The sequence below is a fragment of the Erwinia plantamica genome, assembly GCF_043420595.1.
Classification (GTDB): Bacteria; Pseudomonadota; Gammaproteobacteria; order Enterobacterales; family Enterobacteriaceae; genus Erwinia; species Erwinia aeris.
Genome location: NZ_JBGCUC010000006.1, coordinates 248721 through 274726, shown reverse-complemented (window position 1 = coordinate 274726; position 26006 = coordinate 248721). Strand labels below are relative to the sequence as shown.

At 55.7% G+C, this 26006-nt stretch carries 30 protein-coding genes; 21 read left to right on the top strand and 9 right to left on the bottom strand.

The window, feature by feature from the left end:
• Positions 1-77 precede the first annotated feature (77 nt).
• The 5 genes from AB3U87_RS08800 to AB3U87_RS08780 all read left to right on the top strand — a co-directional run bounded on the left by AB3U87_RS08800 (position 78) and on the right by AB3U87_RS08780 (position 3615).
• A complete protein-coding gene (locus AB3U87_RS08800) occupies positions 78-299 on the top strand; it encodes a hypothetical protein (protein ID WP_253454910.1) in 222 nt (73 codons plus the stop codon).
• Positions 300-378: 79 nt separating this feature from the next.
• Positions 379-1281, top strand: coding sequence for an amino acid ABC transporter substrate-binding protein (locus tag AB3U87_RS08795; RefSeq protein WP_394148853.1), 903 nt, complete (start codon positions 379-381; stop codon positions 1279-1281).
• Between the two features lie 190 nt (positions 1282-1471).
• The gene (locus tag AB3U87_RS08790; protein ID WP_253454913.1) at positions 1472-2212 is read left to right on the top strand and encodes an amino acid ABC transporter permease; all 741 of its coding nucleotides are present in this window, start codon (positions 1472-1474) and stop codon (positions 2210-2212) included.
• Positions 2212-2889, top strand: a complete 678-nt coding sequence (gene gltK, locus AB3U87_RS08785; protein WP_253454914.1) for a glutamate/aspartate ABC transporter permease GltK — start codon at positions 2212-2214, stop codon at positions 2887-2889. Before AB3U87_RS08790 ends, gltK begins: the two co-directional genes overlap by 1 nt.
• Positions 2890-3615, top strand: coding sequence for an amino acid ABC transporter ATP-binding protein (locus AB3U87_RS08780; protein ID WP_253454915.1), 726 nt, complete (start codon positions 2890-2892; stop codon positions 3613-3615).
• A 104-nt stretch (positions 3616-3719) separates the two neighbouring features.
• Here the strand turns inward: AB3U87_RS08780 and AB3U87_RS08775 are convergent, their stop codons facing one another.
• Complete coding sequence (locus AB3U87_RS08775; RefSeq protein WP_253454916.1) at positions 3720-4202, bottom strand: zinc ribbon-containing protein; 483 nt, start codon at positions 4200-4202, stop codon at positions 3720-3722.
• Between the two features lie 241 nt (positions 4203-4443).
• On the opposite strand from AB3U87_RS08775, the gene leuS reads away from it, so the two are divergent.
• From leuS to lipA, 14 genes are all read left to right on the top strand, one after another.
• Positions 4444-7026, top strand: a complete 2583-nt coding sequence (leuS, locus tag AB3U87_RS08770) for a leucine--tRNA ligase (protein ID WP_394148852.1) — start codon at positions 4444-4446, stop codon at positions 7024-7026.
• Between the two features lie 14 nt (positions 7027-7040).
• Positions 7041-7634, top strand: a complete 594-nt coding sequence (gene lptE / locus AB3U87_RS08765; protein WP_301252591.1) for an LPS assembly lipoprotein LptE — start codon at positions 7041-7043, stop codon at positions 7632-7634.
• The gene (gene holA, locus AB3U87_RS08760) at positions 7631-8662 is read left to right on the top strand and encodes a DNA polymerase III subunit delta (protein ID WP_253454919.1); all 1032 of its coding nucleotides are present in this window, start codon (positions 7631-7633) and stop codon (positions 8660-8662) included. The genes lptE and holA overlap by 4 nt, the downstream gene beginning before the upstream one ends.
• Positions 8655-9314, top strand: coding sequence for a nicotinate-nucleotide adenylyltransferase (gene nadD / locus AB3U87_RS08755; RefSeq protein ID WP_253454920.1), 660 nt, complete (start codon positions 8655-8657; stop codon positions 9312-9314). Before holA ends, nadD begins: the two co-directional genes overlap by 8 nt.
• Before the next feature lie 161 nt (positions 9315-9475).
• On the top strand, positions 9476-9613 hold the full coding sequence (locus tag AB3U87_RS08750) for a hypothetical protein (protein WP_394148851.1): 138 nt from the start codon (positions 9476-9478) through the stop codon (positions 9611-9613).
• 410 nt (positions 9614-10023) lie between these two features.
• On the top strand, positions 10024-10341 hold the full coding sequence (gene rsfS, locus AB3U87_RS08745; RefSeq protein WP_253454921.1) for a ribosome silencing factor: 318 nt from the start codon (positions 10024-10026) through the stop codon (positions 10339-10341).
• Positions 10342-10344: 3 nt separating this feature from the next.
• Positions 10345-10815, top strand: a complete 471-nt coding sequence (gene rlmH, locus AB3U87_RS08740) for a 23S rRNA (pseudouridine(1915)-N(3))-methyltransferase RlmH (protein WP_253454922.1) — start codon at positions 10345-10347, stop codon at positions 10813-10815.
• Between the two features lie 28 nt (positions 10816-10843).
• Positions 10844-12748: a peptidoglycan DD-transpeptidase MrdA gene (mrdA, locus tag AB3U87_RS08735; protein WP_253454923.1), complete on the top strand. Its 1905-nt coding sequence runs from the start codon at positions 10844-10846 to the stop codon at positions 12746-12748.
• Between the two features lie 2 nt (positions 12749-12750).
• A complete protein-coding gene (gene mrdB, locus AB3U87_RS08730; RefSeq protein WP_253454924.1) occupies positions 12751-13863 on the top strand; it encodes a peptidoglycan glycosyltransferase MrdB in 1113 nt (370 codons plus the stop codon).
• 9 nt (positions 13864-13872) lie between these two features.
• Entirely contained in the window at positions 13873-15012 is a 1140-nt protein-coding gene (gene rlpA, locus AB3U87_RS08725) for an endolytic peptidoglycan transglycosylase RlpA (protein ID WP_394148850.1), read from the top strand.
• A gap of 133 nt (positions 15013-15145) precedes the next feature.
• Positions 15146-16357 (top strand): D-alanyl-D-alanine carboxypeptidase DacA, encoded by a 1212-nt coding sequence (gene dacA, locus AB3U87_RS08720; RefSeq protein ID WP_253454926.1) that lies wholly within the window; start codon positions 15146-15148, stop codon positions 16355-16357.
• Between the two features lie 109 nt (positions 16358-16466).
• Positions 16467-16730 (top strand): DUF493 family protein YbeD, encoded by a 264-nt coding sequence (gene ybeD / locus AB3U87_RS08715; RefSeq protein ID WP_013201269.1) that lies wholly within the window; start codon positions 16467-16469, stop codon positions 16728-16730.
• A 76-nt stretch (positions 16731-16806) separates the two neighbouring features.
• Entirely contained in the window at positions 16807-17457 is a 651-nt protein-coding gene (gene lipB / locus AB3U87_RS08710) for a lipoyl(octanoyl) transferase LipB (RefSeq protein WP_253454927.1), read from the top strand.
• Positions 17458-17596: 139 nt separating this feature from the next.
• Positions 17597-18562, top strand: coding sequence for a lipoyl synthase (lipA, locus tag AB3U87_RS08705; protein ID WP_253454928.1), 966 nt, complete (start codon positions 17597-17599; stop codon positions 18560-18562).
• Between the two features lie 73 nt (positions 18563-18635).
• On the opposite strand, the gene tatE is transcribed toward lipA, so the two are convergent.
• The 6 genes from tatE to AB3U87_RS22605 form a co-directional block, all read right to left on the bottom strand.
• A complete protein-coding gene (tatE, locus tag AB3U87_RS08700; protein ID WP_125288552.1) occupies positions 18636-18842 on the bottom strand; it encodes a twin-arginine translocase subunit TatE in 207 nt (68 codons plus the stop codon).
• A gap of 280 nt (positions 18843-19122) precedes the next feature.
• Entirely contained in the window at positions 19123-19926 is an 804-nt protein-coding gene (locus tag AB3U87_RS08695; protein WP_301252587.1) for a deaminated glutathione amidase, read from the bottom strand.
• Positions 19926-20381, bottom strand: coding sequence for a GNAT family N-acetyltransferase (locus AB3U87_RS08690; protein ID WP_253454930.1), 456 nt, complete (start codon positions 20379-20381; stop codon positions 19926-19928). The genes AB3U87_RS08695 and AB3U87_RS08690 overlap by 1 nt, the downstream gene beginning before the upstream one ends.
• Before the next feature lie 673 nt (positions 20382-21054).
• A complete protein-coding gene (cspE, locus tag AB3U87_RS08685) occupies positions 21055-21264 on the bottom strand; it encodes a transcription antiterminator/RNA stability regulator CspE (RefSeq protein WP_004156612.1) in 210 nt (69 codons plus the stop codon).
• A gap of 150 nt (positions 21265-21414) precedes the next feature.
• Positions 21415-21990, bottom strand: coding sequence for a lipid IV(A) palmitoyltransferase PagP (pagP, locus tag AB3U87_RS08680; protein WP_253454931.1), 576 nt, complete (start codon positions 21988-21990; stop codon positions 21415-21417).
• 806 nt (positions 21991-22796) lie between these two features.
• Positions 22797-22880 (bottom strand): small membrane protein YohP, encoded by an 84-nt coding sequence (locus tag AB3U87_RS22605; protein ID WP_445084017.1) that lies wholly within the window; start codon positions 22878-22880, stop codon positions 22797-22799.
• A 426-nt stretch (positions 22881-23306) separates the two neighbouring features.
• Here AB3U87_RS22605 and AB3U87_RS08675 point away from each other — a divergent pair, with 426 nt between their 5' ends.
• The gene (locus AB3U87_RS08675; protein WP_253454932.1) at positions 23307-23552 is read left to right on the top strand and encodes a hypothetical protein; all 246 of its coding nucleotides are present in this window, start codon (positions 23307-23309) and stop codon (positions 23550-23552) included.
• A 32-nt stretch (positions 23553-23584) separates the two neighbouring features.
• Here the strand turns inward: AB3U87_RS08675 and AB3U87_RS08670 are convergent, their stop codons facing one another.
• Both AB3U87_RS08670 and AB3U87_RS08665 read right to left on the bottom strand, forming a co-directional pair.
• Positions 23585-23998, bottom strand: coding sequence for a CesT family type III secretion system chaperone (locus AB3U87_RS08670; RefSeq protein ID WP_253454933.1), 414 nt, complete (start codon positions 23996-23998; stop codon positions 23585-23587).
• 18 nt (positions 23999-24016) lie between these two features.
• Complete coding sequence (locus AB3U87_RS08665) at positions 24017-24925, bottom strand: hypothetical protein (RefSeq protein ID WP_253454934.1); 909 nt, start codon at positions 24923-24925, stop codon at positions 24017-24019.
• Between the two features lie 131 nt (positions 24926-25056).
• Here AB3U87_RS08665 and AB3U87_RS08660 point away from each other — a divergent pair, with 131 nt between their 5' ends.
• A complete protein-coding gene (locus AB3U87_RS08660) occupies positions 25057-26001 on the top strand; it encodes a lytic transglycosylase domain-containing protein (RefSeq protein ID WP_301252579.1) in 945 nt (314 codons plus the stop codon).
• Positions 26002-26006 lie beyond the last annotated feature (5 nt).

The following is a 26006-nucleotide window of genomic DNA, read 5'->3' as shown; positions in this document are numbered from 1 at the left end:
CATCCCGTTTTTCTGCTTTCTTCCGAACCTTTCCCGCGTAAAAACCACTCACAACAAAGCCATACGGAAAATCTGGCATGGCGATTGCAATTTATTTCCCGACTACGCTGAAAACGTCAGCGACAGCGACCGGCTGGCCGGAAATGCACCATAACTGCTCGTCCTCTGCGCCACCAGCGGGCAGCCCTTCAGGCAATGCATTATTTTGGTGCGGCACGCTTCGCAAAACCGAAACTTTATTGTTTCATACCGTTAACATTCAGCTATGTTATGGCTATCCGGCGCGGCCCTGGCGCTGAAAATACAACAATAAACGGTTACAAACACAACATCACAATCGGCGCACCGTTATGGCGCTTTACAACGAAGGAGTTGGAGATGAAATTTCGGAAAACTGGGCTGTGCCTGCTGGTACTGGCTGGCCTGTCCTCCGCCGTGGCTCACGCAGCTGATGCCCCGCAAAGCACGCTGGACAAAATTGCCAAAAACGGCGTTATCGTCGTCGGCCATCGTGAGTCTTCCGTTCCTTTTTCTTACTATGACAACCAGCAAAAAGTCGTCGGCTATTCGCAGGATTATTCCAACGCCATCGTGGCGGCGATCAAAGCCAAACTGAACAAGCCCGATCTGCAGGTGAAAATGCTGCCGATCACCTCGCAAAACCGTATCCCGCTGCTGCAAAACGGCACCTATGATTTTGAGTGCGGCTCTACCACTAATAACGCGGAACGTCAGCAACAGGCGGCCTTCTCCAATACCGTCTTTGTTATCGGCACCCGTTTGCTGGTGAAAAAAGGCAGTCCGATTAAGGATTTCCCGGATTTGAAAGGCAAAACCGTGGTGGTCACTTCCGGCACTACCTCTGAGATCCTGCTGCACAAGCTGAACGACGAGAAGAAGCTGGAGATGCGTATCATCAGCGCTAAAGATCACGGCGACTCGTTCCGTACGCTGGAAAGCGGCCGTGCCGTCGCCTTTATGATGGACGATGCGCTGCTGGCAGGCGAACGCGCCAAGGCCAAAAAACCGGATAACTGGGAAATCGTAGGCACGCCGCAGTCGAAAGAAGCCTACGGCTGTATGTTGCGCAAAGGCGATACCGCCTTTAAACAGCTGATGGATGAAACCATCGCTAAAGCGCAGACGTCAGGCGAGGCGACAAAATGGTTCGACAAATGGTTTACCCAGCCTATTCCGCCTAAAAACCTGAATATGAACTTCGCGCTTTCTGAAGATATGAAAGCCACGTTCAAAACACCGAATGATAAGGCGCTGAATTAATAACAAAAATAAGGGCGGCGTGCCGCCTTTGATTGTTGAACACGGGCAAGGACAGACAGCGGCCTGAAAAGTTCGGCACCAACAAGCCGACAGTCAGGCTGACGTTTGCCGCGGTCGTTCCCCACGGTAAACACGCCTCTCATCAATCTTCAGGGTAGCGCTGCTACCCTTTTTTCTACCGGAGTGACTTATGTCTATTGATTGGAACTGGGGTATTTTCCTGCAGCAGGCCCCGTTCGGTAATACCACCTATCTGGGATGGCTGTGGTCCGGCTTTCAGGTCACCATCGCCGTCTCCGTCTGCGCCTGGATCATCGCCCTCTGTGTCGGATCGCTGTTCGGTATTTTGCGTACCGTACCCAACCGCTGGCTTTCCGCTCTTGGCACTTGCTACGTGGAGCTGTTCCGCAACGTACCGCTGATCGTACAGTTTTTTATCTGGTATCTGGTGGTGCCGGAGCTGCTGCCGGAAAGCGTCGGCATGTGGTTTAAGTCAGAGCTGGATCCCAATATTCAGTTTTTCACCTGTTCTGTACTCTGCCTGGGCCTGTTCACCGCCGCTCGCGTCTGCGAACAGGTGCGCGCTGCCATTCAGTCGCTGCCGCGCGGTCAGAAGAATGCCGGCCTGGCAATGGGATTGACGCTGCCGCAAACCTACCGCTACGTGCTGCTGCCCAACGCCTACCGGGTAATTGTGCCGCCGATGACCTCGGAAATGCTGAACCTGGTAAAAAACTCCGCTATCGCCTCAACCATCGGGCTGGTCGATATGGCGGCACAGGCGGGTAAACTGCTGGATTATTCCGCGCACGCTTATGAATCCTTTACCGCAATCACCGTGGCCTACATCGCCATTAACGTCGTAATCATGCTGCTGATGAGCCTGGTCGAACGCAAAGTGCGCCTGCCCGGCGGCATGGGAGGCAAATAATGTACGAGTTTGACTGGAGCACCATTGTTCCCAATCTGCCCTACCTGATTAACGGCATGATTATCACGCTGAAAATCACCGCTATCGCCGTGGTGTTCGGCATTATCTGGGGCACGCTGCTGGCCGTGATGCGGCTGTCGAGATTTAAGCTCGTCAGCTGGTTCGCCAAACTGTACGTTAACCTGTTCCGCTCCGTCCCGCTGGTGATGGTGCTGCTCTGGTTTTATCTGGTGGTGCCCAGCTTTTTACAGCAGGTGCTGGGGATCTCCCCTAAAACCGATATCCGGCTGATCTCCGCAATGGTCGCCTTCGCCTTGTTTGAAGCCGCCTACTATTCGGAAATTATCCGCGCGGGCATTTTGAGTATCGCGGGCGGTCAGGGCAAGGCCGCGCTGGCGCTGGGCATGACGCAGTGGCAGGCGATGCAGCTGATTATTCTGCCGCAGGCGTTTCGCGCCATGGTGCCGCTGCTGCTGACTCAGGGTATCGTGCTGTTTCAGGATACTTCGCTGGTGTACGTCCTCAGCCTTGCCGACTTCTTCCGCACCGCCGACACTATCGGCATCAATAACGGCACCGAGATCGAGATGGTGCTGTTTGCCGGCGCGGTTTACTTTGTTATCAGCCTTAGCGCTTCGCTTTTGGTCAGCTATCTGAAGAAAAAAAGGACGGTTTAAATGATTACCCTGAAAAACGTTTCTAAGTGGTATGGTCACTTTCAGGTACTGACCGACTGCTCTACCGAAGTTAAAAAAGGCGAAGTGGTCGTGGTCTGCGGCCCTTCCGGCTCCGGCAAATCGACGCTGATCAAAACGGTCAACGGTCTTGAACCCGTTCAGCAAGGCAGCATCGCCGTCAACGGCACGGCGGTGACGGAGAAGAAAACTAATCTGGCGCAGCTGCGCGCGAAAGTCGGCATGGTTTTCCAGCATTTTGAGCTTTTCCCGCATCTGACGATTGTGGAAAACCTGACGCTGGCGCAGGTTAAAGTGCTCAGGCGTAATAAAGAAGAGGCGCGTCAGAAAGGCCTGAAGCTGCTGGAGCGCGTAGGGCTGTCTGCGCACGCCAATAAACATCCCGGTCAGCTTTCCGGCGGTCAGCAGCAGCGCGTGGCTATCGCCCGGGCGCTCTGTATGGATCCCGTCGCGATGCTGTTTGATGAACCCACTTCCGCGCTGGATCCGGAAATGATCAACGAAGTGTTGGATGTAATGGTCGAGCTGGCGAACGAAGGCATGACCATGATGGTGGTGACGCACGAGATGGGCTTTGCCCGCAAAGTGGCGAACCGGGTGATCTTTATGGATGAGGGCAAAATTATTGAGGATTCGCCGAAAGACGATTTCTTTAATAATCCCAGCTCCGATCGTGCGAAAGATTTCTTAGCCAAAATTCTGCACTAGTCCCTGAGCCAGCGCGGGCAGTAAAAAGGCCCGGCGCTTTAAATGGAATTCGACCCAGGATCTGCCGCGCGGGCAGTAAAGCAGCCCGCGCGTTTACCTGCTGCTCAGGGTTCAAAAGCCTGACGCTGAAACTGATCGTTGCCGCATTCCGGACAGCGCGTCAGCGTTTCCGGCGTATAGATAGCTCGGGTAAACTGGCATTTTTCGCAGACCAGATTGCCCAACCCGACCACCTCGCCGCTCTGATAAACGCCGTGATGATTTAAATCCTGGAAAACCTCGCGCCACTCCAGCTGGCTCTTGTCGGTGATATCCGCCAGTTCTTTCCAGACGCTTTCCCGAATAACCCGCATAAAAACGCTGTCGCCGCTGTCCGCCTGATTTTCCGTATAGCTGCGGGCGAACTCTTCCAGATCGCGGCGCACGGCGCGGGTAACGTCGTCAATCTGACTGCGCGTCAGTTCGCCGCGATTATTCATGCGCTGCCGGGCGGCCTCCACCAAAGCATCAATATCATGCTCGCCTTTATTAATTCTCTCGGTCAGAGAGGAAACCAGTTCACGATAATACTGAGCAACCTTGTTCATTTTATCTCCTGAGCGTGCCGATATATGCTTCATTCAGTTTAGCGCTAAACGGATTATTGCAGCGGGACGGCGGTGAAATTTGCCTGCCATCTTCCAGCTTGCAGAGAAATGCCCGTTGTCGGGGCGGTTACTGTTGTTGCGCCGGGGGCGGATCAGCTATGCTATGCGGATCTGAACGAACATTAAGCCCGGCGCGACTCACCAGGTGCCCGGCGCTATTTACAAAGGACCACTGGCTGCCATGCAAGAGCAATATCGCCCGGAAGAGATAGAATCCCGTGTTCAACAGCACTGGGACGAGAAGCAAACCTTTAAAGTCACCGAAGAGGAAGGCAAAGAGAAGTACTACTGCCTCTCCATGCTGCCCTATCCTTCTGGCCGCCTACATATGGGCCACGTGCGTAACTACACCATCGGCGACGTGATCTCCCGCTATCAGCGCATGTTGGGCAAAAACGTGCTGCAGCCTATCGGCTGGGATGCGTTTGGCCTGCCTGCCGAAGGCGCCGCGGTAAAAAACAACACCGCGCCAGCGCCGTGGACCTACGACAATATCGCCTATATGAAGAACCAGCTTAAGCTGCTGGGCTTTGGCTATGACTGGAGCCGCGAACTGGCAACCTGCCAGCCGGAATACTATCGCTGGGAGCAGTGGTTCTTCACCAAACTGTATGAAAAAGGCCTGGTCTACAAAAAAACCTCCGCCGTTAACTGGTGCCCGAATGACCAGACCGTGCTGGCTAACGAACAGGTTATCGACGGCTGCTGCTGGCGCTGCGACAGCAAGGTCGAGCGTAAAGAGATCCCGCAGTGGTTTATCAAAATCACCGCCTATGCCGACGAGCTGTTAAACGATCTGGACACGCTGGAAAGCTGGCCTGAGCAGGTCAAAACCATGCAGCGCAACTGGATTGGCCGCTCCGAAGGCGTGGAAATCACCTTTGACGTCAAGGACAGTGAAGAGAAGCTGACCGTCTATACCACGCGTCCGGATACCTTTATGGGCGTGACCTATCTGGGTGTTGCTGCCGGTCATCCGCTGGCCATCCAGGCCGCAATGAACAACCCCGTGCTGGCGGATTTCATCGCTGAATGCCGCAACACCAAAGTCGCCGAAGCAGAAATGGCGACAATGGAGAAAAAAGGCATGGCGACCGGTCTGTTCGCCACGCATCCGCTGACCGGCGAACAGCTGCCGGTGTGGGTCGCCAACTTCGTGCTGATGGAATACGGCACCGGCGCGGTGATGGCCGTTCCGGGCCACGATCAGCGTGACTGGGAGTTTGCCACCAAATACGATCTGCCGGTGAAGCCGGTTATCCTCAATGCGGACGGCAGCGAGCCGGATCTGAGCGCGGCAGCGATGACCGAAAAAGGCACGCTGTTCAACTCCGGCGAATTCGACGGCCTCTCCTATGAAGAAGGCTTTAACGCCATCGCCACCCGCCTGGCGGAGAAAGGCGTGGGTGAGCGCAAGGTCAATTACCGCCTGCGCGACTGGGGCGTTTCCCGTCAGCGCTACTGGGGCGCGCCAATCCCTATGGTAACGCTGGAGGACGGCACGGTTATGCCGACGCCGGAAGATCAGCTGCCGGTGATCCTGCCGGAAGATGTCACCATGGACGGCATCACCAGCCCGATTAAAGCCGATCCCGAGTGGGCAAAAACCACCGTCAACGGCCGGCCGGCGCTGCGTGAAACCGACACCTTCGACACCTTCATGGAGTCATCCTGGTACTACGCGCGCTATACCTGCCCGGATTTCGACAAAGGGATGCTGGATCCGGCTGCGGCCAACTACTGGCTGCCGGTCGATCAGTATGTAGGCGGCATCGAGCACGCGATCATGCACCTGCTTTACTTCCGCTTCTTCCACAAGCTGCTGCGCGACGCCGGTCTGGTCAGCTCCAATGAGCCAGCCAAACGCCTGCTCTGCCAGGGCATGGTGCTGGCTGACGCCTTCTACTGGCTGGGCGCCAACGGCGAGCGCAACTGGGTATCGCCGGTTGACGTAACCGTCGAGCGCGACGAAAAAGGCCGCATCGTGAAGGCCACCGACGAAGCGGGCCACGAGCTGGTGTACGCGGGCATGAGCAAAATGTCCAAGTCGAAAAACAACGGTATCGATCCACAGGTCATGGTCGAGCGCTACGGCGCGGATACCGTGCGTCTGTTTATGATGTTCGCCTCTCCGGCCGAAATGACGCTGGAATGGCAGGAGTCCGGTGTGGAAGGCGCTAACCGCTTCCTGAAGCGCGTGTGGAAGCTGGTCTTTGAACATACTGCGAAAGGCCCGGCTGGCGCGATCGACCTGAACAGCCTTAATGAAGATCAGAAGTCGCTGCGTCGCGATCTGCACAAAACCATCGCTAAAGTCTCGGACGATATTGGCCGTCGCCAGACCTTTAACACCGCCATCGCCGCCATTATGGAGCTGATGAACAAACTGGCGCGCGCGCCGCAGGAAGAACCGCAGGATCGGGCGCTGATGCATGAAGCGCTGCTGGCCGTCGTGCGTATGCTCTATCCTTTCACCCCGCACGCCTGCTTCACCCTGTGGGAAGCGCTGGGCGGCGAAGGCGAAGTGGATAACGCGCCGTGGCCGCAGGCTGACGACGCCGCAATGGTAGAGGATTCTCTGCTGGTGGTGGTGCAGGTAAATGGCAAGGTTCGCGGCAAGATCACCGTTCCGGCGGATGCGACTCAGGAGCAGGTGCAGGCGCGTGCCGCACAGGAGCATCTGGTCGCAAAATATCTTGATGGCGTAACTATTCGTAAAGTGATTTACGTTCAGGGCAAGCTGCTTAACCTGGTCGTGGGTTAATGTCAGGAGGAAGCGTGCGACAGATTATCTCTTTGCTTATCGCCGGGCTGGTGTTGCTTACCGCCGGCTGTGGCTATCACCTGCGCGGAACCACGTCGGTTCCGCACGAAATGAAAACCATGATCGTGGATACGGGCGATCCGTACGGGCCGCTGGCGCGTGCCGTTCGTGAGCAGCTGCGTCTTAACAACGTAACCGTGCTGGAAAAACCGGGCCTGCGCAAAGACGTGCCGTCGCTACGTCTGGGTACGGAAACTCAGGGACGCGACACCGCGTCTATTTTCCAGGATGGTAAAACCGCCGAGTACTCGCTGGTGATGACCGTTAACGCGCAGGTATTGATCCCGAATAAAGGCATCTATCCGCTGAGCGCCACGGTTTATCGCTCCTTCTTTGATAACCCGCTGGCGGCGCTGGCGAAAGATTCCGAGCAGGACATCATCATCAGTGAAATGCGCGTGCAGGCTGCCCAGCAGCTGGTGCGTAAGCTGCTGACCGTCCACGCGGCGGAAAACGACAGCTCCGTCAATACGCTGGGGAATTCACCGCCTGCGATTGACCAGACTTCATCGCGCGCTGTTTTACCAGATAGCTCTTACGCCAGATGATCAGGATCTATCCTGAACAGCTTGTCGCGCAGCTCCGTGAGGGGCTGCGCGCCTGCTATATTCTGAGCGGTAATGAACCGCTGCTGCTGCAGGAGGCGCAGGATGCCGTACGAGCCAGCGCCCAGCAGCAGGGCTTCACCGAACATTTCAGCGTCGCGGTCGATCAACAGACCGACTGGGACGCCATCTATTCAACCTGTCAGGCGCTCAGCCTGTTCGCCAGCCGCCAGACGCTGCTTTTATCGCTGCCGGAAAACGGCCCGAATGCCGCGATAGCGGAAAAGCTGCTGACGCTGTCCACGCTGCTGCACGAGGATATTCTGCTGCTGCTGCGCGCGCCTAAACTGACCAAAGCTCAGGAAAACAGCGCGTGGTTTAAAGCGCTCAGCGTCAACGCGGTTATCGTGCCCTGTCAGACGCCCGAGCAGGCTCAGCTGCCTCGCTGGGTAAACGCGCGCGCGAAAAGCATGCGGCTGACGGTGGACGATGCAGCCGTGCAGCTGCTCTGCTACTGCTACGAAGGCAATCTGCTGGCGCTGTCGCAGGCGCTGGAACGCCTTTCGCTGCTCTGGCCGGACGGCAAATTAACGCTGCCCAGAGTGGAACAGGCGGTTAATGACGCCGCCCATTTTACGCCCTTTCACTGGGTGGATGCGCTGCTGGCCGGCAAAAGCAAGCGGGCGCAGCATATTTTGCGCCAGCTGAAAGCGGAAGAGAGCGAGCCGGTGATCCTGCTGCGCACGCTGCAAAGAGAGCTGCTGACATTGCTGACGCTACAGCGGCAAATGCAGCAGGCGCCGCTGCGCACGCTGTTTGACCAGCATCGCGTCTGGCAGAACCGTCGCCCGCTGTTTACGGAGGCCCTGCAGCGGCTGACGGCGAAACAGCTGGCGCAGGCGGTGAGGCTGCTGACGCGTATCGAACTGACGATCAAGCAGGATTATGGTCAGGCTGTCTGGCGCGAACTGGAAACGCTGTCGCTGCTGCTCTGCACCACTGCTTTTCCCGAGACCTTCTGCGATGACTGAACCGGCCACGCTCCAGGCGCTGTTTGGCGGCACCTTCGATCCTGTCCACTACGGCCATCTTCGCCCGGTGGAAACGCTGGCCGCCCGGCTTGGCCTGCAAAAGATTACCCTGTTGCCCAACAACGTGCCGCCCCATCGCCCTCAGCCGGAAGCCTCTCCGGCCCAGCGCGTAAAAATGCTTTCTCTGGCTATCGCTAATAATTCACTTTTTGATATCGACCAGCGCGAATTACAGCGTCAGACTCCCTCGTGGACGATTGATACATTAATTGAGCTTCGCCGGGAGCGTGGAGAACAGCAGCCGCTGGGGTTTATTATCGGTCAGGATTCCCTGCTGACGCTGCATAAATGGCATCGCTGGCAGGAGCTGCTGGATTATTGCCATCTGCTGGTTTGTAAACGTCCCGGCTATGCCGAAAACATGGCCACGCCGGAACAGCAGCACTGGCTTGACACGCACCGCACAGAAGATATTTCGCGGCTGCATCATTTTCCCGCCGGATCGGTTTTTCTTGCTGATACGTTGCTGCTGCCGATTTCCGCTACCGAGATCCGGCAACGCCGCCGCGCCGGCCTTTCCTGCGACGGGATGCTGCCAGAGGCAGTGATTAACTGGATAAACCAGCAAAATCTTTATCCGGCACAAAAATAATTATTTCGTTCATAACGCTGCTTTATATCCCTTAAATAAAGCAGCGGATTTTGTACGAAGCTGATTCAGCCTTTTTACAGAATGCCTTTCCTTTTTTATCAAGCCTTTACTTTTAGCAAAACTTGTCCTTCTTATAAGCGCATTGGATTAAAGCGGCTGGCATGGTGCCTGGTTTCGGCGTAACGGCGCAGGTCATCAACGGTCGTGTCGAGTGCGGCGGCAGCGCCCTGCCCATCTACCGGGAAATGAACTGGGATTACAACGCAAAAAAATCCGGGCGGCAAAAGCTACGCCTGTAAGCGGGTAGGTTAGCAAACGCCTTATAGCGCCTTCAAAAAAGGCGACTATACCGAATGCGTTAAAACGCATTTTCCCGCCCTGGTGATAACCGACAAATAACCGTTAACGGCATAAAGCTACAACTTCGTTAACACAGGCGGAAGAGCCGTTGCGCGCTTACGCTTTTTTCTTTCTGTCGACGGCCGTACCTCTGCGGCCGTCATCTCTTCTCCGGGGCAACTATCGGCCCGGCAGCCATTGACTCTCAGCCGGGGGCTGTTATTCTCCGCTGCCATGTTTTTTACCCGGCGGCTACACAAGCTCACAATTATTCGACTCAGGAACGTGGATCTTCCGCGCCGACGTGGGATAATAGCGCTTCCGCCTGGCGGACAGACATCTCATTCAACCGTATTCAGAGGGGAACCTTTTGCAAGGTCAAGCACTCCAGGAATTCGTCATCGATAAAATTGACGATTTGAAAGGCCAGGATATTGTCACTGTTAACGTACAGGGCAAATCCAGTATCACCGACTGCATGATTATCTGTACCGGTACCTCAACGCGCCATGTCGCCTCTATCGCCGATCACGTGGTGCAGGAATCGCGCGCGGCGGGGCTGAAGCCGCTGGGCGTTGACGGCAAAGCCGCCGCCGAGTGGGTGGTGGTCGATCTGGGCGATGTGATCGTCCACGTGATGCAGGAAGAGAGCCGTCGTCTCTACGAACTCGAAAAGCTCTGGAGCTAATCCGTGAAGCTGCAGCTGGTTGCCGTCGGCACGAAAATGCCTGACTGGGTGCAAACCGGATTTATGGAATACCTGCGCCGTTTTCCCAAGGATATGCCGTTTGAGCTGACTGAAGTGCCGGCCGGCAAACGCGGGAAGAACGCCGACATCAAACGCATTCTGGAAAAGGAAGGCGAAATGATGCTGGCGGCGGTGGGCAAAGGCAACCGCATCGTGACGCTGGATATTCCGGGGCAGCCGTGGGAAACGCCGCAGCTGGCGACGCAGCTGGAGCGCTGGAAGCAGGACGGCCGCGACGTCAGCCTGCTGATCGGCGGCCCGGAAGGCCTGGCGCCCGCCTGCAAGGCTGCCGCCGAGCAGAGCTGGTCGCTCTCCACGCTGACGCTGCCTCACCCTTTGGTGCGCGTGCTGGTGGCGGAAAGCCTTTATCGGGCATGGAGTATTACCACTAATCACCCTTACCATCGCGAATAGCCCTTAACTGGACAGATTAACGCAGCGGATGAAATTACAACGTAACGCCTTTCGTGACTATACCGCCGAGCAGACGCTGTTTGTTCGGCGGGCAATGATCGCTTTTTTCGGCATCTTACTGCTTTCCGGCATCCTGGTAGCTAATCTCTATCATCTGCAAATTATCCGCTACACCGATTACAGTACCCGCTCCAACGAAAACCGCATCAAGCTGGTGCCTGTCGCGCCAAGCCGCGGCATTATTTACGATCGTAACGGTACGCCGCTGGCGCTGAACCGCACTATCTATCAGATTGAGCTGGTGCCCGAGAAGGTCGAAAACCTCGAAAAAACGCTGCTGGCGCTGCGCCCGGTGGTCGACCTGACCGATGAAGATATCGTCGCCTTTGAAAAAGAGCGCAAGCGTTCGCGCCGCTTTACCTCTATTCCGGTAAAAACCGGGCTGAATGAGGTGCAGGTCGCACGTTTCGCGGTGAATCAATACGCTTTTCCCGGCGTGGAAGTCAAAGGCTACCAGCGCCGCTACTATCCTTACGGCTCAGCCCTCACCCACGTGCTGGGCTATGTTTCCAAGATCAACGATCGCGACGTTGAGCGACTGGATAAAGAAGGCAAATGGCCTAACTACGCGGCCACGCACGATATCGGCAAGCTGGGCATAGAGCGCTACTACGAGGATATGCTGCACGGCAAAACCGGCTATGAAGAGGTCGAGGTCAATAACCGTGGCCGCGTGATCCGCCAGCTACACGAACAGTCGCCGCAGGCGGGTCAGGATATCTGGCTGACTATCGATCTCAAGCTGCAACAGTATATCGAAACGCTGCTGGCGGGCAGCCGCGCCGCCGTGGTGGTAACCGATCCGCGCAGCGGCGAAATCCTGGCGATGGTCTCCATGCCCAGCTACGATCCGAACCTGTTTGTCGACGGCATCAGCAGCAAAGATTACAACAAGCTGCTGAAGGATCCGAACCGCCCGTTGATTAACCGTACGACTCAGGGCGCCTATCCGCCAGCCTCCACGGTAAAACCCTATATTGCCGTTTCGGCGCTTTCCGCCGGCGTAATCAATAAAAACACCAGCCTGTTCGATCCGGGCTGGTGGCAGCTGCCCGGCTCTGAAAAGCGCTTCCGCGACTGGAAGCACTGGGGCCACGGCCACCTTAACGTCACCAAATCGCTGGAAGAATCCGCCGATACCTTCTTCTATCAGGTCGCCTACGATATGGGCATCGACCGGCTTTCCGAATGGATGGGTAAATTTGGCTACGGCCATCTTTCCGGTATCGATCTGGTGGAAGAAACCGCTGGCAACATGCCGACCCGCGAATGGAAAATGAAGCGCTTTAAAAAACCCTGGTATCAGGGCGACACCATTCCGGTAGGTATCGGTCAGGGCTACTGGACGGCCACGCCGGTGCAGATGAACAAAGCGATGATGATCCTGATTAACGACGGCATCGTGCGTACGCCGCATCTGATGATGGCCAACAAGGTGAATAACGTTACCGTGCCGTGGAAGCAGCCGGCGATCCCGCCGGTCGCCGATATTCATTCCGGCTACTGGGAAATCGCCAAGGACGGCATGTATGGCGTAGCCAACCGACCTAACGGCACGGCGCGCAAAAGTTTTTCCGACGCGCCTTATAAAATCGCTGCCAAGTCAGGAACGGCGCAGGTATTCGGCCTGAAAGAGAACGAAACCTATAACGCCCATAAAATTTCCGAACTGCTGCGCGACCATAAGCTGATGACCGCTTTTGCGCCTTACGATCATCCTCGGGTAGCGGTGGCGATGATCCTGGAAAACGGCGGCGCGGGGCCAGCGGTCGGCACCATTATGCGGCAAATTCTCGACCATATTATGCTCGGGGACAACAATACCAACCTGCCAGACGCCGCTCCGGTGCCGTCTGGCTATGAAGGCGAATAACCATGAACGATCGGCACCAGAAAAGCACTATCTGGACGAGGATCCACGTCGACCCGACCTTTTTTATTCTGATTTCCGCCCTGCTGGTTTACAGCGCGCTGGTTATCTGGAGCGCCAGCGGCCAGGATCCGGGCATGATGGAGCGCAAGCTGGGCCAGATTGCGATGGGCGTGGTGATCATGCTGGTCATGGCGCAGATCCCGCCGCGCGTTTACGAAGGCTGGGCGCCCTATCTTTACATCCTTTGTGTGATCCTGCTGATAGCCGTGGACGCTTTCGGCCATATCAGTAAAGGCGCGCAGCGCTGGCTGGATCTGGGCGTGGTGCGCTTTCAGCCCTCGGAAATAGCCAAAATAGCCGTGCCGCTAATGGTGGCGCGCTTTATCAACCGCGACGTCTGTCCGCCCACGCTTAAAAACACCGCGATTGCGCTGGTGCTGATCTTTATGCCCACGCTGCTGGTGGCGGCGCAGCCCGATCTGGGAACGGCTATCCTGATCGCCTCCTCCGGCCTGTTTGTGCTGTTTTTATCAGGCATGAGCTGGAAGCTGATCCTCGTGGCCGTGATGCTGGTCGCCGCCTTCATTCCGGTGCTCTGGTTCTTCCTGATGCACGACTACCAGCGCGACCGCGTCATGATGCTGCTGGATCCGGAAAGCGATCCGCTGGGCGCGGGCTACCATATTATTCAGTCCAAAATCGCTATCGGCTCCGGCGGGCTGCGCGGCAAAGGCTGGCTGCACGGCACCCAGTCGCAGCTGGAGTTTTTACCCGAGCGTCACACCGACTTTATCTTTGCCGTGCTGGCGGAAGAGCTGGGCCTGGTCGGCGTGCTGGTGCTGCTGGTGCTCTATATTCTGGTGATCATGCGCGGCCTGCTGATGGCGGCCAGAGCGCAAACCACCTTTGGCCGCGTGATGGCAGGCGGCCTGATGCTGATCTTCTTTGTTTATGTCTTTGTGAATATTGGCATGGTCAGCGGTATATTACCCGTGGTCGGCGTCCCGCTGCCGCTGGTAAGCTACGGCGGCTCCGCCCTGATTGTTCTGATGGCCGGGTTTGGCATTATTATGTCGATCCATACCCACCGTAAACTGTTGTCGAAAAGCGTTTAAGAGGCTTATATGCGTAAGGATTGGCTCTGGATTAGTCTGGCAGCGGCGCTGCTGGCAGGCTGTGTTACTGAACAACAGCAGGCACCGGTTACACAGCAACAGCAAACCTATAACGGCCCGGTCGTTGAAATCGGCGGCGTCGAGCCGCGCTACGAGCCGTTAAGCCCCAATGCCAACCAGGATTATCGGGTCAACGGCCAGAACTACCGCATCGTCACCGATCCGTCTAATTTCAGCGAAACCGGGCTGGCCAGCTGGTATAGCGAATCGGCCGACGGCAGCCGCACGGCGATTGGCGAGCAGTACGATCCGCAGGCGCTGACGGCGGCGCACCCTACTCTGCCGCTGCCGTCCTATGTGCGCGTCACCAACCTGGCGAACGGACGACAAATCGTGGTGCGGGTCAACGATCGCGGGCCTTACAAGCCGGGCCGCATTATCGATCTGTCCAAAGCGGCGGGCGATCGCCTGAATATTTCCAATAACTCCCGCGTGAAGGTGGACTTTATTAAGGTCGCGCCGGACGGCTCGGTTTCCGGCCCCGGCACCATCGGCACCACGGTCGCGAAACAAAGCTACGCGCTGCCGCCTCGCCCGGATCTCAGCGGCGGCATGGTGGTAATGGGCGGCGCGGCGGCGGCACAGGGCATGACAAGCGCGCAGGAAAGCACCGGCGCCTCGTCTTCTGAACAAATACCGCCTGACGTCCGGCCCGTGGATAACAGCACGCTCAGCAGCGACGACAACCTGGGCGCGCCGGTACGCAGCAGCGGCTTTTTAGGCGCGCCGCAGCCGTTGGCCAATGGCGTCCTGGAAGGCAGCGAGCCTGCACCAGCGGAACCGGCACCGGTGCCGACTCAGCCAGCCCCTGTCTCGGCGCCAGCCGCAGCGACTTCGGCACCGGCCGCAGCCGGAACGGCCTTTACGGTGCAGGCGGGCGCGCTGAAAGATGGCGCACGCGCACAGCAGCTGGCGGCCTCGCTGAGCAAACAATTTGGCGTGCCGGGCAGCGTTGACGCGCGCGGCGGCGTTTATCGCGTGCAGCTGGGGCATTTTACCTCGCGTCAGCAGGCGGCAGCGCTGCAGCAACGGCTTGCCAGCGAAGCCAACCTCACCTCTTTCGTGACCACGGCAGCTGGCAAAATGTGATAACGATCCGGCAATCCATCTTTACCTGGCGTTACGCTGTATGAGCCAGGTAAAGACGGATGCCGCTCCGAAATGCATTTGCTATAGTGAGTCACTTTTTTTTAACTTAGCCATGGATGTTGTTGTCCCCGACATGAATACTCTGACCTCTTCCCAACTGTTCAAACGCCTGACGGCAGGTTCGCTGATCGCCCTCAGCCTTACCGCCTTCGCCCACGCTGAAGACGTGAACATCAAAACCATGATCCCGGGCGTGCCGGATATTGATGCCGAAGCCTATGTGCTGATCGATTACAACTCTGGCAAAGTGCTGGCGGAGAAAAACGCCGACGCGCGCCGCGATCCGGCCAGCCTGACAAAAATGATGACCAGCTACGTGATTGGCCAGGCGGTCAAAGCGGGCAAAATTCATCAGGATGATATGGTCACCGTGGGTAAAGATGCCTGGGCGACCGGCAACCCGGTGTTTAAAGGCTCTTCGCTGATGTTCCTGAAGCCGGGCGATCGCGTGCCGGTTTCGCAGCTGACTCGCGGTATCGTGCTTCAGTCCGGCAACGACGCCTGTGTGGCGATGGCCGACTATGTCGCAGGCAGTCAGGACACCTTTGTCGGCCTGATGAATAACTACGTTAAGGCGCTGGGTCTGCAAAATACCCATTTCCAGACCGTACACGGCCTGGACGCCGAAGGTCAGTACAGCTCGGCGCGCGATATGGCGCTGATCGGCCAGGCGCTGATCCGTGACGTGCCGGATGAGTACTCGGTCTATAAAGAAAAAGATTTCACCTTTAACAATATCCGCCAGACCAACCGCAACGGCCTGCTGTGGGATACCAGCCTGAACGTTGACGGCATCAAAACCGGCCACACCAATGCGGCAGGCTATAACATCGTCGCTTCCGCGACCGAAGGCCAGATGCGTCTGATTTCGGCCGTGCTGGGTGGACGTACCTTTAAAGGCCGCGAAGTAGAGAGCAAAAAGCTGCTGACCTGGGGCTTCCGCTTCTTTGAAACCGTGGCGCCACTGAAAGCCGGTAAAGAGTTCGCCTCCGAGCCGGTGTGGTTCGGCAACAGCGACCGCGTGCAGCTGGGCGTGCAGAAAGACGTTTACCTGACTATCCCTCGCGGCCGCATGAAGGATCTGAAAGCCAGCTACACGCTGAGCAACACCGAACTGCACGCGCCGCTGGCGAAAAACCAGGTGGTCGGCACCATCAACTTCCAGCTGGACGGCAAAACCATTGAGCAGCATCCGCTGGTGGTGCTGAACGATATGCCGGAAGGCGGATTCTTCGGCCGTATCGTTGACTACATCAAGCTGATGTTCCATCACTGGTTTGGCTAAATCTGTCGCGTTCCGCGCTTGATTTCGGCCTGAATGGCCCGCATATTGATATTATCTGTAGGCTCCCGCTGTTGGCGGGAGTCTTTGTTTTAGCGTTACCGGAGCCCCTATGAAAACCAATCTTAAAGAACTGCTCGAATTTCCTACCCCGTTCACCTATAAAGTGATGGGTCTGGCGCAGCCGGAGCTGGTTGATCAAGTAGTTGAAGTCGTACAGCGCCATGCGCCTGGCGATTACTCTCCGGATGTAAAACCCAGCAGCAAAGGCAACTATCACTCGGTTTCTATTACCATTACGGCGACCCATATCGAGCAGGTGGAAACGCTGTATGACGAGCTGGGCAAAATAGAAATCGTGCGGATGGTGCTGTAGCCATCACCGATCGGGGGCTGACCACGGCCCTCGTTCGGCGTTATACTCCCTTCTTTACTCCCTGACCGGACTTTCCATGCATCAGGATACCCTACTCGTTCGTCAGCTCGGTTTGCAGCCCTGGGCGCCCGTCTCTCAGGCCATGCACGATTTTACCAATCAGCGCGGCGCGGAAACGCCTGACGAAATCTGGCTGGTGGAACACCCGCCGGTATTTACTCAAGGCCAGGCCGGTAAAGCGGAGCATCTGCTGATGCCGGGCGATATCCCGGTTATGCAGAGCGATCGCGGCGGACAGGTCACCTATCACGGGCCAGGTCAGCAGGTCATGTACGTGCTGATAAACCTGAAACGGCGCAAAACCGGCGTGCGGGAGCTGGTTACCGCCATTGAGCAAACGGTGATTGCCACGCTGGCGCACTACGATATCGAGGCCGCTGCCCGGCCGGATGCGCCCGGCGTTTACGTCGAGGGCAAAAAAATTTGCTCGCTGGGCCTGCGCATCCGCAACGGCAGCTCTTTTCACGGGCTGGCTTTGAACGTGGATATGGATCTTGCGCCTTTTCTGCGCATCAATCCCTGCGGCTACGCCGGGCTGGAGATGACACAAATCAGCGCCTATAAAAAGGGCGTGACGCTGGCCGACGTGCAGCCGTTGTTAATCAAGCATTTTGCCCGCGAGCTGGCGATAGCGGACGTAAAGTGGCTGGACGAGCGAACGCCATAAATTTACAATTCCGTCACATTTTCTCCTCTGCCCTGGCTGAAACCCGCGCCGCGAGGTGATATAATTTTTGCGCTTTTCTCAAAAAAATTTGAACGTCACGCGGCTGATTAGCGCATGCCAACCTGGAAACAGCAAGATTATGAGTAAACCTATTCAGATGGAACGCGGCGTTAAGTACCGCGACGCAGATAAGATGGCGCTGATCCCGGTCAAAACCGTGGTCACCGAACGCACAGAGATTTTACGTAAGCCGGAGTGGATGAAAATCAAACTCCCTGCCGACTCCAGCCGCATCCAGGGCATTAAAGCCGCCATGCGTAAAAACGGTCTGCACTCCGTCTGTGAAGAGGCTTCCTGCCCTAACCTTGCAGAATGTTTTAACCACGGCACCGCCACCTTTATGATCCTGGGCGCGATTTGTACCCGCCGCTGTCCTTTCTGCGACGTGGCACACGGCCGTCCCGTGCAGCCCGACGCCAACGAGCCGGAAAAGCTGGCGCAGACCATCGCCGATATGGGCCTGCGCTACGTGGTGATCACTTCCGTTGACCGCGATGACCTGCGCGACGGCGGCGCTCAGCACTTTGCCGACTGCATCACTGCTATCCGCGCTAAAAATCCGACTATTAAAATCGAAACGCTGGTGCCGGACTTCCGTGGCCGTATGGATCGCGCGTTGGATATTCTGAACGCCACGCCGCCGGACGTGTTTAACCACAACCTTGAGAACGTGCCGCGCGTATACCGCCAGGTTCGTCCCGGCGCCAACTATGAGTGGTCGCTGAAGCTGCTGGAGCGCTTTAAAGAAGCGCATCCTGAGATCCCGACCAAATCAGGCCTGATGGTGGGTCTGGGCGAAACCAATGCCGAGATCGTGGAAGTGATGCGCGATTTACGCCGTCACGGTGTGACCATGCTGACGCTGGGGCAGTATCTTCAGCCAAGCCGCCACCATTTACCGGTACAGCGCTACGTCAGTCCGGCGGAATTTGACGAAATGAAAGAGGCGGCGATGGAAATGGGCTTTACCCACGCGGCCTGCGGCCCGTTCGTGCGTTCTTCCTACCATGCGGATATGCAGGCGAAAGGCCTGGAAGTGAAATAACTCTTTACATATTTGCAACAAAAACAAAAACGGATGACCCTGTCATCCGTTTTTTTATCGCTTAACGCGGGCGTTACTCTTTATGAGCAACCTGTTCAGCCGCTTTTTCTTCAGCGACAGGCGCTTTCTTCGCGGAGGTGTCATCGTCGCTCATCGCCTTTTTAAAGCCTTTGATCGCCGAACCCAGATCGCCGCCCAGCGAGCGTAACTTGTTGGTTCCAAAAAGCAATACAATCAGAGCGCCAATAATCAGCAGTTTGGCAATACTGATACCTTCCATACACACCTTCTTTATTTAACCGGACCGGTAAAGGTCAATAAGCATAAAGTGTATTAACGCGCAGATTGTCGGTCAATACAAACTGCCATCTGTAACAGAGTAATATCTGCACAGCGGCCTGCGAAATGATATCAGATAAAGCGGCTCAGGAAAGCCTGAAATCGCGGATGTTGGGGGCTGGTGTACCACAACGCGTTATCAATGCCACACCATTGTTCCATAGCGGTATGGTGATATCACCCGTTGCCCTCTCACTCCGAAGCGTTCCTTACCCAATATTTCAAAGCTTCCGCGAGCTGATAAGTTCAGGGCGAGCAAAACGGCGATTCTCCAGCACCGGCAGCACGCTACGCGCATGAGCGATACGGGCGGGATCCAAATCAGCAAAAAGCAATATCGGCGCTTCAGCCGCCCTGGCTATCGCCACGCCCAGCGGATCGACCGTCAGGCTGCAACCAATATTACGCGGGCCGCAGTCGCCGACGGCCACCATATAACAGGTGTTTTCCAGCGCACGCGCCGTTACCAGCACCTCCCAGTGCATCTCCTTCAGCGGCCCTCTCACCCAGGCGGCTGGCAGCACCAGCACTTCCGCGCCGTCCAGCGCCAGACGACGAGCCTGTTCAGGAAAACGCACGTCGTAACAGGTCATCAGACCCACTTGCATACCGGCAACTTCCACCAGCGGCGGCACCTCGTCACCGGCGGTGACATTGCGGGATTCCTGCATGGTAAAAGCGTCATAAAGATGCAGCTTGTCGTAGCGGGCAAGGATTTCGCCATTGCGAATGACGATAAGCACATTCAGCGCTTTGCCGTTATCGGTCGGCACGTGTACGGTCATTATTGTGGTTAACCCGTTGCCGCGACTGGCTGCACGGATTTCGTTTAAAAATGGCCCGTCCAGCGGCTGAGCGGCTTTCAGCACCAAATCCGGATCGGCGATATCACGAGCCAGCACGGCTTCCGGTAAAACGAGCAGATCGGCACCGCCGGCAAGCGCCCTGGTCATTAAGTCCGTACAGGTTGCCGCATTCTCCTGCCAGCTGCGGCTGACCGCAAACTGTCCTGAAGCCACTTTCATTATGTCTCTCCGTGGGGATAAAAAGCGTGCGCATCGAGATTTTTAATCAGGTAGCGGGGAGCCTCGCTATAGCCTTCCCGGCTATAAAAGGCGTTAGCCTTGGTGCGCTGCTCATGGCAGTGGACTTCCATCCGATCGCAGCCGTGGGCTTTTGCCAGCTTCTCGGCGTGGCTTAACAGTTGATGTCCGACGCCTTCGCTACGCTTGCCGTCCGCGATACAAAAATAGCTGATGCGCGCGAAATCCCCCGCCAGCGCCAGCTGCGGAATAAAATGTAGCGAGAGAAAGCCTAATACGGTGCTGCCCTGCTCGGCAATCAGCAGCTGTTCTGCCCTGTCGTCGATCAGCTGCGCCAGACGACGCTCAATAAAGACTTCGGTGTTGGCATAGCCCAGTTCGGTTAACAGCGCGCTCAGGGCAAAACCGTCGTGCGTATTCGCCAGTCGGATCCTCATTCTCTCTCCTGTTAATTGCGGCCCGCTCAGGGCGTCAGCGCTTTTCTTCTACAGGTTATATAGCCTGACTGACACGATAAGCAACCCGACCGACGCCGACGCCTGTTACAGAATAAGCCGCGTTTGGGCTTCACAGACCGCAAAACAGGCATCTGCACCCGGCGCAGTTAACGATGACTGTTTCGTTTATCACGTTTTGGCACAATCTTTACGCAAGCAGGAAGAAGCGCTAACAGGACAGGATCTTTGCGCACGCAAGCAGAGAGCAGGACTCGCAGGCGGAAATCTGTGCGGCACGCATGCACTGAGCATTAAGGGAACCTACGCGGCACGCCAGCAAAGGGCGGTACTTACAGACGGTAACCTGCACGACACGCAAGCACAGAGCATTAAAGGAACCTGCGCGGCAGGCCAACAGAGGGCGGAACTTACAGGCGGCAATCAGCGCGACACGCATGCACAGAGCATTAAGGGAACCTTTGCAACACGCAGGCAAAGAGCGGTACTTACGGCGGGAACCTGCGCAATATGCAGGCACAGAGCAGTACGGGAACTTTCGCAACAGCTATCCGGCTTACAGGCTCACCTGGCCGGGCATTTCATGGAGACGAGGCATCACTCAGGCGAAAAAAAACCCGCCATAAGGCGGGTTTTTAAAATTCTGTCTGATAACTTAAATAGCGGCAACGTTAGCAGCAGATGGGCCTTTGGCACCGTTGGTGATTTCGAACTCTACGCGCTGACCTTCAGCCAGAGTTTTGAAACCGTTGCTCTGGATGGCAGAGAAGTGAACGAACACGTCTTTGCTACCATCTTCAGGAGTAATGAAACCGAATCCTTTGGACTCATTAAACCACTTAACGCTACCTTTGATCTTAGACATCTATATTACCTTTACATGAAAAATGGACACTAAACTGTGTCGACGGTTAGTACAGCAATTGCTGAGCCTTTTGTCCAGTGGCCTTTCACGAAAAAGTGATAAATATCGCTTTTTTTACGCATCAATTTTAATTTTAGCGTGCGCCTGTTGTTAAAACTGCCAGCGCAGCCAGGCAAAATAGACGTTGCCGTTGTTGTAAGTCCCCGGAATATAAGTCATCTGGAAGGTGGCATCACGAAAACCTATTGAAGCAAGCGGCAAAACCGCCGGAACCGGGATATATTTCCAGTTGTCTCTTGCCGTTACCCCAGCCGTATAGCCCAACCCCAGCCGAAAATCTTTATTGCGCAGCGGCTGCCAGATTTTTTCCCAGCCGTAGCCGCCGAAGGGTTCCCATTTGTTAAAGGAGTCCTTGAAGGCCATCACGTACAGGCCGTTCCAGTTGCCTTTTTCGTCATAGCGCGACATGCCGCCGCCTGCACCCCAGGGGCGCTCGTTGTATTTATCAATATGCGCCTGGTCGTAAGTCCAGCGGTTGTGCCAGGTGATAGCCGGCACGTAAAGGTCGTAATGCTGCGGCTCGTTCCAGGTCGTGCTGACGCCGTCGCTAAAATTTTGCCAGCCGCCGGAGATCGCGGCGCCCAGTGTTTGTGCCTGAGCTGTAGCGGACAGGCTTCCTGCGCCTGCCAGGCTCAGGAAAAGAAGAAAAAAGCGAAAAAATGTCATTTTAATCTACCGCTCACCCGTGGTGCTGTTAAAAAATCTCTGCCGTTGCTGATTAAAAACGGCAGGCCTGGTCATATTGTTAATCCGGCCCCTATTGTAATTACCGCCATTAAACGGTTCATGAATGCACAGCGAACAAATTTTCAACTGTGCAAATTTTTTTAAAGTTGAGCCGGTCGACATTGCGGTTATGCAAAGTTCTCTTTTTTTTCTGATTAAAAACGGGACGAAATAATGCGCTAATGGGGTCAGTTACAATCATGAATTGTTTTAATGGAGTTTGATCTGGATCATTTATTTAGCGCAATTAATGCTTATTTAACCAAAAAAAGAAATAAAAGCGCCCAAAGTAACAATATTCATCGTCTCCCTATTGTAAATAAAAGGAAAGAACTGGGTTATCTCTTTTGAATCATGTTGTTATGGGTTAATATCATTTCACGAAACTGATAAATATTATTTATCGATCTATACGCGTTTTTTGGTAAAATTAATCCTGGTTAACACAGAAATTTAAGGAGCCGACGTGAGAATACGATGCGGGAGATGTGGGCACGCAGAGCTCATTTTCACGACTCGCGGCGACCGCTTTGGCGATCATCACGGGGCGATATGTGCGTATTGTTGGAAACCCATCACCTTAAAAGATTGCCTGTTTCGTCAGGCTATCGCGGTAACAGAGCAGGATGAAGCCGACATATTCCATCAGTTACCGGATAAAAAGGAAAAAATGACCGCGGCGTCCGCTCTGGCGAAACCGGCGGGCAAAAGGTGACAATACGCGCGTATTGCCACCTGATGACTAATCAGAAAAGTACTTTAAAGACGCCGGTTAACGTCAGCAGGCCGACAATAAAAATAATCGCAATAATCCAGAGAATAATCTTCATTCCATTTTCCTCAGCCAGATAAAAAAATTACTACTGTGTAGCCACTTGATTATAGAAGAAGATTTCCGTCCTGCCGTTTTCGCCGTCCGTTTTTTCCGGCCGCCGCCCGTGGTAAAACAGCCTCCGTCGCTTTTCATGATGACCTTTTACCGCTTCGTTCGCAGACGTTCCTGACCTCTGCCAGCAATTTAGTACCATTTTTCGCCTTTTATCCTTAAATCATTGTGATTTCAGGCACCTTCACGGTGTTTAAATAAAAATAGTTAAAAATCAATGAATTAAATAAATATCCAGCCATGCATTTTTTAAGCGACAGCGATCGCACTTTGCGCTTTCTTTACAGAGGAATCTTAGGCGCGCAGGCAGGCGCTGGCTAGACTTAACAGGGCTTGCGATACCAATCCCTGACGGTAATAAGGAGATCTTATGAGCACTCTGGACAGCAGCCTGGGTCGATACAGCCTGAAGGCAAAAAACGAGGGCGATCATATCCACGGCTCAATTGCCATTAATGATGAAGGCGGCTCGCCGCTGACGCTGCAGGAGTTCGATGAGCATTATCTGGATGATGTGATCAATAACGTTATCTATCCTGTCACCGGCGGCAACCGTGCCATTACCAACGCCTTCAAAGAAGAGCTGGTGAAGGCCGGGTTTAAACAGCCGCACTGACAGCGTAAGGGCCAACTTTCGTGGCCCTTTTTTTATGACGAGCCTGTGGTCGGCAGGGTCAAAAAGCGCTGCATGCTTTCCGCCTGTGCGATAAAGCGTTCAAACAGCGCCAGCAGCTGGTGCGGCTCCAGTAAAATAAAAGGCTCGCGGGTCCACAGCAGCACGCTTTGCTGCTCCGGCAGCGTGGCGGTCAGCACCGGCGGATGCGCCAGCCCCAGCAGATTGCACTGCAACAGCATGTTCAACGTGGCGGGATCGGCAAAATCACTTTCGCGCATCGGCAGCTGACAGCTTAGCGTCAGGTAATCTCGCGGGCTCTCCTCCCACAGCAGCGCGATGCCCTGCGCTTCCATTACGTAGCTTCCGCTCTCTTCCAGCTGCGCCTCATCAATGCGCAACTGACGCAGCAGCGGAGCCAGTAGCGTTTTCAGTCGACTGATAGCCATAATTTTCCTGTTAAGCGTTTACACGCCGCGGTTAATGTTGCGCATCAGCTCCGCCACCTCTGTACGGGTCGCATCATCCTGACGACGGCGCCGGGATTCATACACGGATCGCTTCATCTCTGGTTTTAGCTCGGTGGCATCGCCGCCGCTTTCGGTTTGATAGTACACATTGATATTTTTCGAGGCCTGATATTGCTGATACAGCCCGCCACCGTGGCGCCGGGCAATCTGTTTCAACGAGCTGAGATCCTTACTGTCGATAGGCTGCCCCTCCCGCCGCATCTCGCGCTGGTAAAGCGCATTGACTTCCTCGCGGCTGGCCTTGTCGCCATGCACTAATCGCTCCCGCACCTCGGGATTAGCGGCCTGCGGCGCGTACTCTTTCACGATGCGATAGCGTTTGGACAGGTCGTAGTTCTGCTCTTTGTCGGCACGGCCATAGAGCGGCCAGGCATCGGAATAGATGCGCTCGCCGTTGATGCGCCTGTCGCCTACCATCACAAAGGCGTGATCGCCATCCAGCGCGCTGCAAACGGCTACCGGCTCGCTGATGCCGGAGGAGGCCAGCAGCAGGCCGTTTACCGCCGCCATTTCGCCGCAGTTTCCGGCCCGAAAGCGGGCGGCGCGCCATGGGCGGTTATCCTCAGAGCTGTTTTCGGCCCGGCAGGCGACCGTACGTTTTACCACGCCGCCGCGCGTGTGCAGGATGTCGTGGATCTGGTTAGCAGACCCCTTATCTAATGTTTTCCAGGTGTCTTCGATCGAGCGATTCGCTTTTTTCAGGATCTGCTGCTGGCTTTCCGTCACGGTGATGATGCGGCCATTGCGCGTCCCTTCCAGGCCCGGCTTGCCCGGCAGCATTACTTTCGCGTCATGACGGGTGCGGTGGCTGGCGCCAGAAGAGGTACCAAAAAGATTAAAGGGCATAAATTTTCCATCTGGTAAAAATCCGTAGCAGTAAGTGGCGTGACAAAACGGGAAGTTCCCCTCAGGCGGAACCCATACCGCCTCCGGGCCACTAATCATCACTCTTCCCTGGTCTACGCTTAAGGAAATTCATGATGACCCCAATTTCTTCCGCTAACGCTTTGCCGCCGACTATCCCCGGCCTGGATAGTTTGTTGTCGCCCGGCGAAGATTTACTTAGTCCGCTTAATGAAAAACACCAGGCCTCGATTAATTTCGCGCAGTCAGGCAGCCAGGGCACCTCGCTGGAAAGTCTGCTTGATAATAACGGCAACGACACGCAGCAAAACAGCGACCTGTCGCAGCAGGTATCGCAGCTGATATCGGAAATCATGAAGGCCGTGCTGCCGCTGATCCAGCAGCTGCTTCAGGGCCAGCAGGCCAGCAGTGGCGAAAACGGCGCTACCGGTTCAGGAAGCACCACCGCGCCAGTAACGTTCAAAAACAGCGGTAACCCAGCGGAAAACAGCGGAGCGCAAACCGCTGTCCCAGCGCTGTCCGCAGCCCAGACGAGCGCGACGTCAGGCAGCTCTCCGGCCCTCTCTCTCGGCAGCAGCGATCTTCATCTGCCCGACTCGCTCAAGCCTTTTGAGGCCGACATTCAGGATGCGGCGCAGGCTACCGGCGTGCCTGCTAACGTGCTTGCCGCGCAAATCTGGCAGGAGTCCCGCGGCAATCTGGGCGCGGCGACGGTCAACGGCGGCAACGGGCTACAGGATGCCGGTCTGATGCAGGTCAACAGCAATACCTTTGCCGATCTGCAAAGTAAAAATCCGGATTTGCTGGGCGCCAACGCCAGCCCTGATAACGCGCATGACAATATCATGGCGGGCGCGCTCTACATGAAAGAGCAGCTCGGCGCATTTGATGGCAGTATGGGCGCAGCTCTGCGCGCCTATAATTCCGGGCCAAACAACGTCAACACCGCTGATTTAAGTGATATTTCCAAAACGGGCACGGGCGACGCGACCTATGTCGATAAGGTGATGGATTTTGCCAATACCATTGCTACCGGTAAAGGCACGCTGCCAGCCTGATAAAA